The sequence below is a fragment of the Neisseria sp. P0006.S009 genome (genome assembly GCF_051962915.1).
GTDB classification, from domain to species: domain Bacteria; phylum Pseudomonadota; class Gammaproteobacteria; order Burkholderiales; family Neisseriaceae; genus Neisseria; species Neisseria subflava_E.
In genome coordinates this window covers 754,123-768,517 of sequence record NZ_JBQCUV010000001.1, presented here as the reverse complement: position 1 = coordinate 768,517, position 14,395 = coordinate 754,123, and the positions used below count along the sequence as shown (strand labels likewise).

13 protein-coding genes are annotated in these 14,395 nt (G+C 48.9%); all 13 read left to right on the top strand.

Annotation, left to right across the window (positions count from 1 at the left end):
• The first annotated feature begins 1 nt into the window (after position 1).
• Positions 2-1,765: a succinate dehydrogenase flavoprotein subunit gene (sdhA, locus tag ACTHTK_RS03615; RefSeq protein WP_004519265.1), complete on the top strand. Its 1,764-nt coding sequence runs from the start codon at positions 2-4 to the stop codon at positions 1,763-1,765.
• Positions 1,766-1,884: 119 nt separating this feature from the next.
• Positions 1,885-2,592, top strand: a complete 708-nt coding sequence (locus ACTHTK_RS03610) for a succinate dehydrogenase iron-sulfur subunit (protein WP_003678833.1) — start codon at positions 1,885-1,887, stop codon at positions 2,590-2,592.
• A 3-nt stretch (positions 2,593-2,595) separates the two neighbouring features.
• A complete protein-coding gene (locus ACTHTK_RS03605; protein ID WP_003678830.1) occupies positions 2,596-2,844 on the top strand; it encodes an FAD assembly factor SdhE in 249 nt (82 codons plus the stop codon).
• 123 nt (positions 2,845-2,967) lie between these two features.
• Positions 2,968-4,251 (top strand): citrate synthase, encoded by a 1,284-nt coding sequence (gltA, locus tag ACTHTK_RS03600; protein WP_107723628.1) that lies wholly within the window; start codon positions 2,968-2,970, stop codon positions 4,249-4,251.
• A 209-nt stretch (positions 4,252-4,460) separates the two neighbouring features.
• Positions 4,461-7,289, top strand: coding sequence for a 2-oxoglutarate dehydrogenase E1 component (locus tag ACTHTK_RS03595; protein WP_440378370.1), 2,829 nt, complete (start codon positions 4,461-4,463; stop codon positions 7,287-7,289).
• Between the two features lie 99 nt (positions 7,290-7,388).
• The gene (odhB, locus tag ACTHTK_RS03590) at positions 7,389-8,570 is read left to right on the top strand and encodes a 2-oxoglutarate dehydrogenase complex dihydrolipoyllysine-residue succinyltransferase (RefSeq protein ID WP_440378369.1); all 1,182 of its coding nucleotides are present in this window, start codon (positions 7,389-7,391) and stop codon (positions 8,568-8,570) included.
• A 258-nt stretch (positions 8,571-8,828) separates the two neighbouring features.
• Complete coding sequence (gene lpdA, locus ACTHTK_RS03585) at positions 8,829-10,262, top strand: dihydrolipoyl dehydrogenase (RefSeq protein ID WP_002217382.1); 1,434 nt, start codon at positions 8,829-8,831, stop codon at positions 10,260-10,262.
• 124 nt (positions 10,263-10,386) lie between these two features.
• Complete coding sequence (locus ACTHTK_RS03580) at positions 10,387-10,674, top strand: hypothetical protein (protein ID WP_004519272.1); 288 nt, start codon at positions 10,387-10,389, stop codon at positions 10,672-10,674.
• Between the two features lie 71 nt (positions 10,675-10,745).
• Positions 10,746-11,912, top strand: a complete 1,167-nt coding sequence (gene sucC, locus ACTHTK_RS03575) for an ADP-forming succinate--CoA ligase subunit beta (protein ID WP_049330956.1) — start codon at positions 10,746-10,748, stop codon at positions 11,910-11,912.
• Positions 11,913-11,922: 10 nt separating this feature from the next.
• Positions 11,923-12,813, top strand: a complete 891-nt coding sequence (gene sucD / locus ACTHTK_RS03570) for a succinate--CoA ligase subunit alpha (protein WP_070734676.1) — start codon at positions 11,923-11,925, stop codon at positions 12,811-12,813.
• A 193-nt stretch (positions 12,814-13,006) separates the two neighbouring features.
• Positions 13,007-13,441, top strand: coding sequence for a DUF883 family protein (locus ACTHTK_RS03565; protein ID WP_440378368.1), 435 nt, complete (start codon positions 13,007-13,009; stop codon positions 13,439-13,441).
• 109 nt (positions 13,442-13,550) lie between these two features.
• The gene (locus ACTHTK_RS03560) at positions 13,551-13,958 is read left to right on the top strand and encodes a phage holin family protein (protein ID WP_440378367.1); all 408 of its coding nucleotides are present in this window, start codon (positions 13,551-13,553) and stop codon (positions 13,956-13,958) included.
• Positions 13,939-14,205, top strand: coding sequence for a hypothetical protein (locus tag ACTHTK_RS03555; protein WP_440378366.1), 267 nt, complete (start codon positions 13,939-13,941; stop codon positions 14,203-14,205). Before ACTHTK_RS03560 ends, ACTHTK_RS03555 begins: the two co-directional genes overlap by 20 nt.
• Positions 14,206-14,395 lie beyond the last annotated feature (190 nt).

Below are 14,395 nucleotides of genomic sequence, written 5' to 3'. Positions count from 1 at the left end.
TATGGGTTTTCCTGTTCGCAAGTTTGATGCCGTGATTGTTGGCGGTGGTGGTGCAGGTTTACGCGCAGCCCTCCAATTGTCTAAATCCGGCCTGAATTGTGCTGTTTTGTCTAAAGTGTTCCCAACCCGTTCTCATACTGTAGCGGCTCAAGGCGGTATTTCTGCTTCATTGGGTAATGTGCAGGAAGACCGTTGGGATTGGCATATGTACGATACCGTGAAAGGTTCCGACTGGTTGGGCGACCAAGATGCGATTGAGTTTATGTGTCGCGCTGCGCCTGAAGCCGTAATTGAGTTGGAACACATGGGTATGCCTTTTGACCGTGTGGAAAGTGGCAAAATCTACCAACGTCCTTTCGGTGGTCATACTGCCGAACACGGTAAACGTGCGGTAGAACGTGCATGTGCGGTTGCCGACCGTACCGGTCATGCGATGTTGCATACTTTGTACCAACAAAACGTCCGTGCCAATACACAATTCTTTGTGGAATGGACGGCGCAAGATTTGATTCGTGATGAAAACGGCGACGTAGTCGGTGTAACCGCTATGGAAATGGAAACCGGCGAAGTTTATATTTTCCACGCTAAAGCTGTGATGTTTGCTACCGGTGGTGGCGGTCGTATTTATGCTTCTTCTACCAATGCTTATATGAATACCGGTGATGGTTTGGGTATTTGTGCCCGTGCAGGTATTCCGTTGGAAGACATGGAATTCTGGCAATTCCACCCGACCGGTGTAGCCGGTGCCGGTGTATTGATTACTGAGGGTGTGCGCGGTGAGGGCGGTATTCTGCTGAATGCCGATGGCGAACGCTTTATGGAACGTTACGCTCCGACTGTAAAAGACTTGGCTTCCCGTGACGTGGTTTCCCGTGCGATGGCAATGGAAATCTACGAAGGACGCGGCTGTGGTAAAAACAAAGACCACGTATTGCTGAAAATCGACCATATCGGCGCAGAAAAAATTATGGAAAAACTGCCGGGCATCCGCGAGATTTCCATTCAGTTTGCTGGTATTGACCCGATTAAAGACCCGATTCCTGTTGTGCCGACTACCCACTACATGATGGGCGGTATTCCGACCAACTACCACGGCGAAGTTGTTGTTCCGCAAGGTGAAGATTACGAAGTGCCTGTAAAAGGCCTGTATGCAGCAGGTGAGTGCGCTTGTGCTTCCGTACACGGTGCGAACCGCTTGGGTACCAACTCCCTGTTGGACTTGGTGGTATTCGGTAAAGCTGCCGGCGACAGTATGATTAAATTCATCAAAGAGCAAAGCGACTGGAAACCTCTGCCTGCTAATGCCGGTGAATTGACCCGCCAACGTATCGAGCGTTTGGACAACCAAACCGATGGTGAAAACGTTGATGCATTGCGTCGCGAACTGCAACGCTCCGTACAACTGCATGCCGGTGTGTTCCGTACCGATGAGATTCTGAGCAAAGGCGTTCGAGAAATCATGGAGATTGCCGAGCGCGTGAAACGTACTGAAATCAAAGACAAGAGCAAAGTATGGAATACCGCGCGTATCGAAGCTTTGGAATTGGATAATCTGATTGAAGTAGCGAAAGCGACTTTGGTGTCTGCCGAAGCACGTAAAGAATCGCGTGGCGCACACGCTTCAGACGACCATCCTGAGCGCGATGACGAAAACTGGATGAAACATACCCTGTATCATTCAGATACCAATACTTTGTCTTACAAACCGGTACATACCAAGCCTTTGAGCGTGGAATACATCAAACCGGCTAAACGCGTTTATTGATGAGTTTTCAGACGGCCTTTACCTTAAAGGCCGTCTGAAACCTAACCATACCCACATTGAACTGCTTGAATTCATAATACAAAATCATTGAGCAGTTTATGAGAAAAGGAACACTTCTCATGGAAAAAATGAGTTTTGAAATTTACCGTTACAACCCGGACGTTGATGCCAAACCTTATATGCAACGTTACGAGTTGGAATTGGAACCAACCGACGTTAAGCTTTTGGACGCTTTAGTGCGCCTGAAAGCACAAGACGATACATTGTCTTTCCGCCGTTCTTGCCGCGAAGGTATTTGCGGTTCTGACGGTATGAACATCAACGGTAAAAACGGCTTGGCATGTCTGACCGATCTGCGCAGCCTGAAACAGCCGGTTAAAATCCGCCCTCTGCCAGGTCTGCCTGTTATCCGCGACCTGATTGTGGATATGACCCAGTTCTTCAAACAATATCACTCAATCAAACCTTACGTTGTCAACGACAACCCTATCGATGCGGACAAAGAGCGTCTGCAAACTCAGGAAGAGCGTAAAGAGTTGGACGGTTTGTACGAGTGTATTTTGTGCGCCTGCTGTTCGACTGCCTGCCCGTCATTCTGGTGGAATCCTGATAAATTCGTTGGTCCGTCTGGCTTGCTGAATGCTTACCGTTTCATTGCGGATAGCCGTGATACCATCACTAATGAGCGTTTGGATAATCTGAACGACCCATACCGTTTGTTCCGTTGCCACACCATTATGAACTGCGTAGACGTATGTCCTAAACACTTGAATCCGACCCGAGCCATCGGTAAGATTAAAGAGATTATGTTGAAACGAGCCGTTTAAGAAATGATGGTTTTTGACGATATTGCCAAACGGAAAATCCGTTTTCAAACCCGCCGGGGATTGTTGGAATTAGACTTAATCTTCGGTAGGTTTATGGAAAAAGAATTCGAGCACCTGAGTGATCAGGAGTTGTCCGAATTTTCCGAAATCCTCGAATTTCAAGACCAAGAGTTGCTTGCCTTGATTAACGGACATTCGGCAACGGACAAGAAACACCTGATTCCCATGCTTGAAAAAATCAGACAGGCATGATGTGTTATAGAGCTTGTTTGCGATGCCAATCCGAACAAGCTTTTTCCATACTGAGGCCGTCTGAAAAAAGGACCGTGCCGCTTGGGCGGCAACGAAAGCCCCAACTTACAAAGGAGTTTAAGAATGTCTAAATCAGTCAAGCTCACCACCCCAAATCAAGAGACCTTGGAACTGCCAGTATTGGAAGCAAGTATCGGCCATGATGTGGTTGACATCCGTGCGTTGACAAAAAATACAGGTCTGTTTTCATTCGACCCAGGATTCGTGTCCACTGCAAGTTGCGAATCCAAAATCACTTATATTGACGGCGATAAAGGTCTGTTGTATTACCGTGGTTATCCTATCGAGCAGTTGGCCGAAAAATCCGATTACTTGGAAGTTTGCTATCTGTTGATTTACGGCGAATTGCCTACGCCCGAACAGAAAAAAGAATTTGATGCTACAGTCAGCCACCATACTATGGTGCATGAACAGTTGACTTGGTTCTTCCGCGGTTTCCGTCGCGATGCGCACCCGATGGCGATGATGGTGGGTGTGGTTGGCGCTTTGTCTGCTTTCTATCAAGACAGCTTGGATATTACCAATCCTGAACACCGCAAAATCGCGATTTACCGCTTAATCTCCAAAATTCCGACCATTGCGGCAATGTGTTACCGTTATTCCAACGGTTTGCCGTTCAATTATCCAAAAAATAACCTTTCCTATGCTGAAAACTTCTTGCACATGATGTTTGCCACACCGTGTGAAGAATACAAACCTAATCCAGTCTTGGCCCGCGCGCTCGACCGCATCTTTATTTTGCATGCTGATCACGAGCAAAACGCGTCAACTTCAACCGTGCGTTTGGCCGGTTCTTCCGGCGCGAACCCGTTTGCCTGTATCGCTGCCGGTATCGCCTGTCTGTGGGGTGCTTCACACGGCGGTGCAAACGAAGCTGTGTTGAAAATGTTGGATGAAATCGGCGATGTGTCTAATGTTGCTGCATACATGGAAGGCGTGAAACAACGCAGATACCGTCTGATGGGATTCGGTCACCGCGTATACCGCAATATGGACCCACGAGCCAACATCATGCGCGAAACCTGTTATGAAGTCTTGAAAGAATTGGGCTTGGAAGACAGTCCTAAATTCAAGCTGGCGATGGAATTGGAACAAATAGCACTGAAAGATCCATTCTTTGTTGAGCGCAAGCTGTATCCAAACGTCGATTTCTACTCCGGTATCGTCTTGTCCGCATTGGGCATTCCAACTGAAATGTTTACCGTTATCTTCGCATTGTCGCGCAGTGTAGGTTGGATTTCTCATTGGCATGAAATGATTAGCGATCCGGCACTGAAAATCGGTCGCCCACGTCAACTGTATACCGGTGCAGAACGTCGCGATTACGTTCCGGTAGATAAACGCTAATAGACAATACATTAATATATTGTTGAAAAGTCGTTTGAAAAAATCGAATTGCCGTTTTCAATGAGGTTGGTCGTAATTAATTAAGTTGATAGCAGGTAATTTGATTTGAAATAGGGTAGAATAAAGTGTCATTTCAGACGGCCTGAATTCCGTTCGGAGAACACGGGATTCTACCCTTTGTTTATATTTTAAAGAAAAGAGCTCACGCCATGATGGACGAAAAACTCAATTTCTCTTATCTGTTTGGTTCTAATGCGCCATACATCGAGGAGTTGTATGAAAAGTTTCTGGATAATCCGGAATCTGTCGATGAAAAATGGAAACAGTACTTTACCGATTTGAGTAAACAGCCGGGCGCAGTCGCTGTCGATGTTGCCCATACACCGATTCGTGAATCATTTGCCACTTTGGCTAAAAAGAAAATTGCCGCAGCCGTCGCAGGCGGTGTGGATGAGGCAATGATGAAAAAGCAAGTCAGCGTTTTGCGACTGATTTCTGCCTATCGTATCCAAGGCGTGGGTGCAGCCCAACTTGATCCGCTCAAACGTATCCCTCCTCAAAATATCGAAGCTCTCGATCCTAAATTCCACGGTCTGTCAGATGCCGATATGGCGCTTCAGTTCAATATGGGCGAGGGCGATTTTTCCGGTCAGAGCAAACTGCCTCTGTCCCAAATCATCAGCAACCTCAAACAAACCTACTGCGGCCATATTGCGGTAGAGTACATCTACATTCCAAATACCGAAGAGCGCCGCTGGGTTCGCAATTATTTTGAAAGCGTACTGTCTACGCCAAGCTACAACGTTGAACAAAAACGCCGTATCTTGAAAGAAATGACTGCTGCCGAAACTCTGGAACGCTACCTGCATACCAAATATGTCGGTCAAAAACGCTTTGGTGTAGAAGGCGGCGAAAGCGCGATTGCTGGTTTGAATTACCTGATTCAAAACGCCGGTAAAGACGGTGTGGAAGAAGTCATCATCGGTATGGCACACCGTGGCCGTCTGAATGTTTTGGTTAACATTTTGGGTAAAAAACCGGCTGATCTGTTTGCCGAATTTGAAGGCCGTGCCGAAATCAAATTGCCTAGCGGCGACGTGAAATACCACATGGGCTTCAGCTCCGACATCGCCACTCCGCACGGCCCAATGCACGTTTCTTTGGCATTTAACCCGTCACACTTGGAAATTGTTAACCCAGTAGTGGAAGGTTCTGCGCGCGCCAAACAAAAACGTTTGGGCGAAAACGGCCGCGATAAAGTTTTGCCAGTATTGATTCACGGTGACTCCGCATTTATCGGTTTGGGTGTTAACCAAGCAACATTCAACCTGTCTAAAACACGCGGTTATACCACCGGCGGTACTGTTCACATCGTGATCAATAACCAAATCGGCTTTACGACTTCCGATACCCGCGATACCCGTTCAACCGTACACTGTACCGATATCGCAAAAATGGTTTCCGCTCCGGTTATCCATGTGAATGGCGATGATCCTGAACGCGTTTGCTTTGCTATCCAAGCCGCTTTGGATTACCGCAAAAAATTCCATAAAGACATCGTGATCGACGTTGTCTGCTACCGTAAATGGGGCCACAACGAGGGCGATGATCCGACCCTGACCCAACCGATGATGTACAAAAAAGTATCGCAACACCCGGGTGCGCGTGCTTTGTACACCGAACAACTGATTGCCGAAGGCGTGGTAACCCAAGCTGAGGCTGACGGCTACATCCAAGCCTACCGTGATGCTTTGGACAAAGGCGAACATGTTGAACAAACAACTTTGAGCAACTTCCAACGCACACAAATCGACTGGAGCAAATACCAAGGCAAAGATTGGCGCGAAAAAATCGAAACCGGTTTGCCTGCCGCCGACATCGAGCGCCTTACCGAGAAATTTACCGCCGTACCGGAAGGCTTTGCCCTGCATCCGACTGCAAAACGTGTGATCGAAGCGCGTAAAGCCATGGCATCCGGCAAACAAGCCATCGACTGGGGTATGGCCGAAACCCTCGCATACGCAAGCCTGCTGACCAAAGGTCATGGCGTGCGTATCTCCGGTGAGGACTCCGGCCGCGGTACATTCTCACACCGTCATGCCGTTCTGCACGATCAAAAACGCGAAAAATGGGACGACGGTACTTATGTTCCTCTGCGCAACATGGGCGAAGGCTTGGGCGAGTTCCTGGTTATCGACTCTATCTTGAACGAAGAAGCCGTAATGGCGTTCGAGTACGGCTTTGCCTGCTCCGCTCCTGACAAGCTGACCATTTGGGAAGCTCAATTCGGTGACTTCGCCAACGGCGCGCAAGTAACTATCGACCAATTCCTGTCTTCAGGCGAAACCAAATGGGGTCGTTTGTGCGGTCTGACCACCATCCTGCCGCACGGTTACGACGGTCAAGGCCCTGAGCACTCTTCTGCACGCGTGGAACGTTGGTTGCAACTGTGTTCTGAGAACAATATGCAAGTCATCATGCCGTCTGAAGCGTCGCAAATGTTCCACCTCTTGCAACGTCAAGTCTTGGGTTCATACCGCAAACCACTGGTGATTTTCATGTCCAAACGCCTGTTGCGCTTCAAAGGTGCAATGAGCCCGCTGGAAAACTTTACCGAAGGTTCGACTTTCCGTCCGGTTATCGGCGATACCGCCGAACGCGCAAGCAACGACAGCGTGAAACGCGTGGTATTGTGTGCCGGTCAGGTTTACTATGACTTGGAAGCTGGCCGTGCCGAGCGTAAACTGGAAGATGATGTTGCTATCGTCCGCGTTGAGCAGCTGTATCCGTTCCCATACGAAGAGGTTAAAGCTGAACTGGCGAAATATCCGAACGCAAAATCTGTGGTTTGGGCACAAGAAGAGCCGAAAAACCAAGGTGCGTTCTACCAAATCCGCCACCGCATCGAAGACGTTATCAGCGAAGAGCAAAAACTGTCTTATGCCGGTCGTCCAAGCAGCGCATCGCCTGCAGTGGGCTACTCAAGCAAACACATTTCTCAATTGAAACAATTGGTTGAAGACGCTTTGGTATTGTAAACCAAGTAGCATTCCGTCTGAGTCTGCTCAGGCGGAATACCCATATGCAGAATTAAAAACACACAACAGGCCGTCTGAAAGGGCCATTGGAGACACAAAATGATTATTGATGTAAAAGTACCTATGCTGTCTGAAAGCGTATCTGAAGGCACGCTCTTGGAATGGAAGAAAAAAGTTGGCGAAGCAGTTGCCCGTGACGAAATTCTGATCGATATCGAAACTGACAAAGTGGTTTTGGAAGTACCTTCTCCACAAGCCGGCGTATTGGTTGAAATCGTAGCGCAAGACGGTGAAACCGTTGTTGCCGACCAAGTTTTGGCTCGTATCGATACAGCTGCTACTGCCGCTGCTGAAGCACCTGCCGCCGCACCTGCAGAAGCAGCCTCAGCTGCCGCTCCTGCTACTGCACAAAATAATGCCGCTATGCCTGCTGCCGCCAAACTGGCTGCTGAGACCGGTGTTGACGTGAACGCATTGCAAGGTTCCGGCCGTGACGGTCGCGTATTGAAAGAAGACGTACAAAATGCCGCTGCCAAACCTGCCGCAGCCGCTGCTCCTGCCGTTGCACTTCCTGCCGGCGCACGTCCTGAAGAACGCGTACCAATGAGCCGCCTGCGTGCCCGTGTTGCAGAACGCCTCTTGGCTTCTCAACAAGAAAACGCTATTCTGACTACATTCAACGAAGTCAACATGAAACCAATCATGGACTTGCGTGCGAAGTACAAAGATAAATTCGAGAAAGAACACGGCGTGAAACTGGGCTTTATGTCCTTCTTCGTTAAAGCCGCTGTTGCCGCCCTGAAAAAATACCCGGTTGTGAATGCTTCTGTTGACGGCAAAGACATCGTGTACCACGGCTACTTCGACATCGGTATCGCAATTGGCAGCCCACGCGGTTTGGTTGTGCCAATCCTGCGCGATGCCGACCAAATGAGCATTGCCGACATCGAACAAGCAATTGTTGATTACGCGAAAAAAGCTAAAGACGGCAAAATCGCTATCGAAGATCTGACCGGCGGTACCTTCAGTATCACCAACGGCGGTACTTTCGGTTCTATGATGTCTACCCCGATCATCAACCCGCCTCAATCTGCGATTTTGGGTATGCACGCCACTAAAGAGCGCGCTGTGGTTGAAAACGGCCAAGTTGTTGTCCGTCCAATGATGTATCTGGCTCTGTCTTACGACCACCGTATCATTGACGGCCGCGAAGCTGTATTGACCTTGGTAGCCATTAAAGACGCGTTGGAAGACCCAGCCCGCCTGTTGTTGGATCTGTAATCGTTTCAGACGGCCTTTTATTTGTTAATGAAAAGGCCGTCTGAATTTTTATTTAGATGTAGCGTAATGTAGTATCGTGCTACAATAGGCTCAACAAACGATTGAGGCCGTCTGAAACATTTGATTCGAATGAATCGGCAGATATGGACTTTCAGACGGCCTTTTCTTAAAACCATCAAAACGCAGTCATTCAAAATAAAAAAGAAACAAAAAGTATCGTTTTTATTTTGAGATACTGCAAAAACAAAGGATGACACGATGTCTCAATATGATGTAGTAGTGATTGGTGCAGGCCCGGGCGGATACGTTGCCGCCATTCGTGCCGCGCAACTGGGTTTCAAAACCGCTTGCGTTGACGCAGGCGTTAACAAAGCGGGCAACGCCCCAGCATTGGGCGGTACTTGCTTGAACGTAGGCTGTATCCCTTCCAAAGCCTTGTTGCAATCCAGCGAACATTTCCACGCTGCGCAACACGATTTTGCAGAACACGGTATCACTGTCGGCGACGTAAAATTCGACGCGGCCAAAATGATTGAGCGCAAAGATGCCATCGTGACCAAGCTGACCGGCGGCGTGAAATTCCTGTTCCAAAAAAATAAAGTTACCAGCCTGTTCGGTACTGCTTCCTTTGCCGGTAAAAATGGCGATGCTTACCAAATCGAAGTCGATAACAAAGGCGAGAAAACCGTTATCGAAGCCAAACACGTCATCGTAGCGACCGGTTCCGTACCGCGTCCGCTGCCACAAGTCGCTATCGACAACGTGAACGTGTTGGACAACGAAGGCGCATTGAACCTGACCGAAGTACCTGCCAAACTCGGCGTGATCGGTTCCGGCGTGATTGGTTTGGAAATGGGTTCCGTATGGAACCGCGTGGGTGCAGAAGTTACCATTCTTGAAGCCGCGCCGACCTTCCTGGCTGCCGCAGACCAACAAATCGCCAAAGAAGCCTTCAAATACTTCACCAAAGAGCAAGGTCTGAGCATCGAATTGGGCGTGAAAATCGGTGACATCAAATCTGAAGGCAAAGGCGTTTCCGTTGCTTACGAAACAGCTGCCGGCGAAGCCAAAACCGAAGTATTCGACAAACTGATCGTTGCCATCGGCCGTATTCCAAACACCAAAGGCCTGAACGCCGAAGCCGTAGGCTTGGAAAAAGACGAACGCGGCTTTATCAAAGTGGACGGCGAATGCCGTACCAACCTGCCTAACGTATGGGCAATCGGCGACGTGGTTCGCGGCCCGATGTTGGCACACAAAGCCAGCGACGAAGGCGTTGCCGTTGCCGAGCGCATTGCAGGTCAAAAACCGCATATCGATTTCAACAACGTACCGTTTGTAATTTATACCGACCCTGAAATCGCTTGGGTAGGTAAAACCGAAGAACAGCTCAAAGCCGAAGGCGTGGAGTACAAAAAAGGTACTTCAGGTTTCGGTGCAAACGGTCGCGCATTGGCAATGGGCAAAGCCAAAGGTACGGTTAAAGTGTTGGCAGATGCCAAAACCGACCGCATCTTGGGCGTACACATGATTGGCCCGGTTGTCAGCGAATTGGTTACCGAAGGCGTGACTGCGCTCGAATTCTTCGCCAGCAGCGAAGACATCGCCCGCATTATCCATGCCCACCCAACCTTGTCAGAAGTGGTTCACGAAGCTGCATTGGCGGCCGACAAACGCGCTTTGCACGGTTGATAGACATTAAGGCCGTCTGAAATTTTTCAGACGGCCTTAAGACCTTCGACAAATTGAATGTTCCGAGAGCTCCGTTTTCTGATTTATAATTCCGTCAGACAAACAAACAGCATTTACATTCATTATGAACAAAGAAATAGTCGGTATTTTCTTTATACCGATGGGCATCATCAGCATGTGTATGGCCGCATTGTGGCAGATGTATGTGATGATGACCGAAACTTATACGCTCAACCGTTTCAAAGATAAAGAATTGGTTTGGCGCGTGGCATTGTTGTTTATCAGTTTCAGCCTTGCCGTTTATCTGCTCTGCCCGAATTCGCGTAAAAAAGGCATTGTCTTTTTTATTCTCGGGGGAGGCGGCGCAACCATGTATCTGCTGGCGCGGATGTGGTTGCCCTTCAGTAAATAGTAGGGCCGTCTGAAAATATGGGATTGGCCGCAGGGCGATTCCTAAAACCCACTCACCTTAAGGAGAAATCCATGAATTTACACGAGTATCAGGCTAAAGAACTGCTGGCTAGCTACGGTTTGCCCGTACAAGGCGGTATTTTGGCACATAACGGCGAAGAAGCCGCTGCAGCTTACGACAAATTGGGCGGCAAATTCGCTGTTGTCAAAGCACAAGTACACGCCGGCGGCCGCGGTAAAGCGGGCGGCGTAAAAGTCGTTAAAAGCCGCGAAGAAGCTAAAGAAGTGGCTGAAAGCCTGATTGGCACCAACTTGGTAACTTACCAAACCGATGCCAACGGCCAACCTGTCAACAGCGTTTTGGTTTGCGAAGATATGTATCCTGTTCAAACCGAGCTGTACTTGGGCGCAGTGGTTGACCGTTCTACCCGCCGCGTTACATTCATGGCTTCTACCGAAGGCGGCGTGGAAATTGAAAAAGTTGCTGCCGAAACTCCTGAAAAAATCTTCAAAGTAACCGTTGATCCGCTGGTCGGCCTGCAACCTTGCCAAGCTCGCGAAGTTGCCTTCCAACTGGGCTTGAAAGACAAACAAATCAACGAGTTTGTCAAACTGATGACCGGCGCGTACAAAGCGTTTATCGAAAACGACTTCGCACTGTTTGAAGTAAACCCATTGGCAGTCCGTGAAAACGGCGACTTGGCCTGTGTGGACGGCAAAATCGGTATTGACAGCAACGCGCTCTACCGCCTGCCGAAAATTGCCGCTTTGCGCGACAAATCTCAAGAAAACGAACGTGAGCTGAAAGCTTCTGAATTCGACCTGAACTATGTTGCCCTGGAAGGCAACATCGGCTGTATGGTTAACGGTGCCGGTTTGGCGATGGCCACTATGGACATCATCAAACTCAAAGGCGGTCAACCTGCCAACTTCTTGGACGTTGGTGGCGGCGCAACCAAAGACCGCGTGGTTGAAGCGTTCAAACTGATTTTGGAAGACAAATCCGTTAAAGGCGTATTGATCAACATCTTCGGCGGTATCGTACGTTGCGACATGATTGCGGAAGCCATCGTGGCAGCCGTTAAAGAAATCAACGTCAACGTTCCTGTCGTTGTTCGTTTGGAAGGTAACAACGCCGAACTCGGCGCGAAAATCCTGAACGAATCAGGTCTGAAACTGACTTCTGCAGACGGCCTGAATGACGCAGCCGAAAAAATTGTTGCAGCCGTAAACGCCTAAGGAGAAAAGAATGAGCGTATTGATTAATAAAGACACCAAAGTATTGGTTCAAGGTTTCACCGGTAAAAACGGTACTTTCCACTCCGAACAAGCTCTGGCTTACGGCACTAAAGTTGTCGGCGGCGTTACCCCAGGTAAAGGCGGCCAAACCCATCTGGACCTGCCTGTATTCAACACCATGAAAGAAGCCGTTAAAGAAACCGGCGCAGACGCATCTGTAATTTACGTTCCAGCTCCGTTTGTATTGGACTCTATCGTTGAAGCAGTTGATTCAGGCGTAGGCTTGGTCGTTGTGATTACCGAAGGCGTGCCTACTCTGGACATGCTCAAAGCCAAACGCTACTTGGAAACCAACGGCAACGGTACCCGCTTGGTCGGCCCTAACTGCCCTGGTGTGATTACTCCGGGTGAGTGCAAAATCGGCATTATGCCGGGCCATATCCACCAACCTGGCCGCATCGGTATTATTTCCCGTTCCGGTACATTGACTTACGAAGCCGTGGCACAAACCACCAAACTGGGCTTGGGTCAATCAACCTGTATCGGTATCGGCGGCGACCCGATTCCTGGTATGAACCAAATCGACGCACTGAAACTCTTCCAAGAAGACCCAGATACCGACGCCATCATCATGATCGGTGAAATCGGTGGTACTGCGGAAGAAGAAGCAGCCGAATACATCCAATCCAACGTAACCAAACCTGTTGTAGGTTACATTGCTGGTGTTACCGCTCCTAAAGGCAAACGTATGGGCCACGCCGGTGCGATTATTTCCGGCGGTAAAGGTACTGCCGAAGAAAAATTCGCCGCTTTCGAAAAAGCCGGTATCGCTTACACCCGCAGCCCTGCCGAGTTGGGCACTACCATGCTGGAAGTGTTGAAAGCAAAAGGTTTGGCATAAGACTTAAGTCTTTAAGCTGAATGGAAAAGGCCGTCTGAAGTTTTCAGACGGCCTTTTTTTAAATTTCATTGGCTTGTTTTCATAATAAGCACTTAATTTTATTTAAATTAACGTTTATTTTGGAATAAATGGTTATAATTTATTAACAGATAAACAGTCTGTAACCATATCAACCTATATCAAGGAGAGAAGCATGAAAAAACACGATTTTGAAGCACGTCGCGAGGCTTTGCTGAAAGACATCCGAGAAGTAATGGATGATGTGGAAGAGTTGTACCGCAATGGTATTGAAGCCGGTTCGGAAGAGGGCAGCAAAGCCCGAGCCAAATTGGAAGAAAAATTGGCCGTGGCCAAAGAGCGTTTGAGTCGTTTTGAAGAAGAGGCCGGCGAGCGTTTGCGCCATCATGCCGAACGTGCGCGTGAGAAATACGAGCAGTTTGAAGAAGCAGCTCAGGAGCGTTTGAAAGAAGGCAAAGAGCGTTTTGCCGAATTTGAAGCCGATGCGGGCGAGCGTTTGAAACGCGGTGCCAAACATGCTGATGAAGTGGTGCATGAAAAACCATACTATGCGATGGGTTTTGCCGCATTGGCCGGTTTGGTTGTCGGTGTGTTGTTGAACCGTCGTTAATGTGAATATGTTAAGGCCGTCTGAACAGGCGTGCACATGAAATCATGGATTTCATTGCGCCGTGCAGACGGCCTTAGCCTTATTTTTCCTGGGGGAAAGGATAGTTAAGATGGGAATTCGCCAGCGTTTTGAACATGGCAAGGCTTTGTTGAGTCAGGGCGCGGATTTGCTGCTGTTGCGTTTGCAGGTATTGAGCTTGGATTTGACGCGTCAGGCGGAGAATGTGTTTCGTTTGGCGATTTGGCTGGTGTTGTCCGGCGCGCTGTTGGTGGTGGGCTTGGTCGGTTTGCTGTTTGGCTTGAACCGTGTGTTGTCAGATGTGGCTGCTTTGTGGGTATTTTTCGGCATTTTCTTTGTAAGCCTGTTGATTATTGCCGTATTGTTCCGCAAAGTATCAGCGGACTATCGGGAGCAGGGCAGCCGTGTGGCTGAAACCTTGCAGGATATTCGATCGGATATTGCGTATTTGCGCGGTGAGATAGACAAGGATGCGGACGATGAAGCAACAGGAGTATGAAGAAGCGCGCGAGCTGCTGCTTTTGGAAGCCAAGCTGGTGCGGCTGCGGATTGAAGCGGAAAATTTGAAACTGCGTAAAGCGGAAGAAGGTAATGCTCGGCAGACTAATCGCTTGGTAATGTTGGCCGATGTGGCGTATCAGTTGAGCCAAACGCGTTTGCTGTCTCAACGCGCTATGTTTTCTACATCGCGCCGTCGGCATTGGATTTGGCTGGTATTGGCGGTCATACTGGGCTTGTCGAGATAATCGGGAGCGTAGGGGTAGTCTAAACATTGTCTGTGGCGAGGTGTTGGGTTGTGTGAGCCGCTTGTTTAGGACGCTGCGTCATTGTATTGCCGAGATTTAAACTTTATCTATGTTGAGTATTTTTTACAAAAGACACCGGCCGTCTGAACATTTCAGACGGCCTCAATGTTTGGAGTTTCAGATATAATGG

What these genes read in the sequence shown, in the direction of transcription:
- ACTHTK_RS03580 (WP_004519272.1), top strand. Translation starts at nt 10,387, where the DNA reads ATGAACAAAGAAATAGTCGGTATTTTCTTTATACCGATGGGCATCATC.
- ACTHTK_RS03610 (WP_003678833.1), top strand. Translation starts at nt 1,885, where the DNA reads ATGGAAAAAATGAGTTTTGAAATTTACCGTTACAACCCGGACGTTGAT.
- odhB (WP_440378369.1), top strand. Translation starts at nt 7,389, where the DNA reads ATGATTATTGATGTAAAAGTACCTATGCTGTCTGAAAGCGTATCTGAA.
- sucD (WP_070734676.1), top strand. Translation starts at nt 11,923, where the DNA reads ATGAGCGTATTGATTAATAAAGACACCAAAGTATTGGTTCAAGGTTTC.
- ACTHTK_RS03565 (WP_440378368.1), top strand. Translation starts at nt 13,007, where the DNA reads ATGAAAAAACACGATTTTGAAGCACGTCGCGAGGCTTTGCTGAAAGAC.
- ACTHTK_RS03555 (WP_440378366.1), top strand. Translation starts at nt 13,939, where the DNA reads ATGAAGCAACAGGAGTATGAAGAAGCGCGCGAGCTGCTGCTTTTGGAA.
- gltA (WP_107723628.1), top strand. Translation starts at nt 2,968, where the DNA reads ATGTCTAAATCAGTCAAGCTCACCACCCCAAATCAAGAGACCTTGGAA.
- ACTHTK_RS03605 (WP_003678830.1), top strand. Translation starts at nt 2,596, where the DNA reads ATGATGGTTTTTGACGATATTGCCAAACGGAAAATCCGTTTTCAAACC.
- ACTHTK_RS03560 (WP_440378367.1), top strand. Translation starts at nt 13,551, where the DNA reads ATGGGAATTCGCCAGCGTTTTGAACATGGCAAGGCTTTGTTGAGTCAG.
- ACTHTK_RS03595 (WP_440378370.1), top strand. Translation starts at nt 4,461, where the DNA reads ATGATGGACGAAAAACTCAATTTCTCTTATCTGTTTGGTTCTAATGCG.
- sucC (WP_049330956.1), top strand. Translation starts at nt 10,746, where the DNA reads ATGAATTTACACGAGTATCAGGCTAAAGAACTGCTGGCTAGCTACGGT.
- sdhA (WP_004519265.1), top strand. Translation starts at nt 2, where the DNA reads ATGGGTTTTCCTGTTCGCAAGTTTGATGCCGTGATTGTTGGCGGTGGT.
- lpdA (WP_002217382.1), top strand. Translation starts at nt 8,829, where the DNA reads ATGTCTCAATATGATGTAGTAGTGATTGGTGCAGGCCCGGGCGGATAC.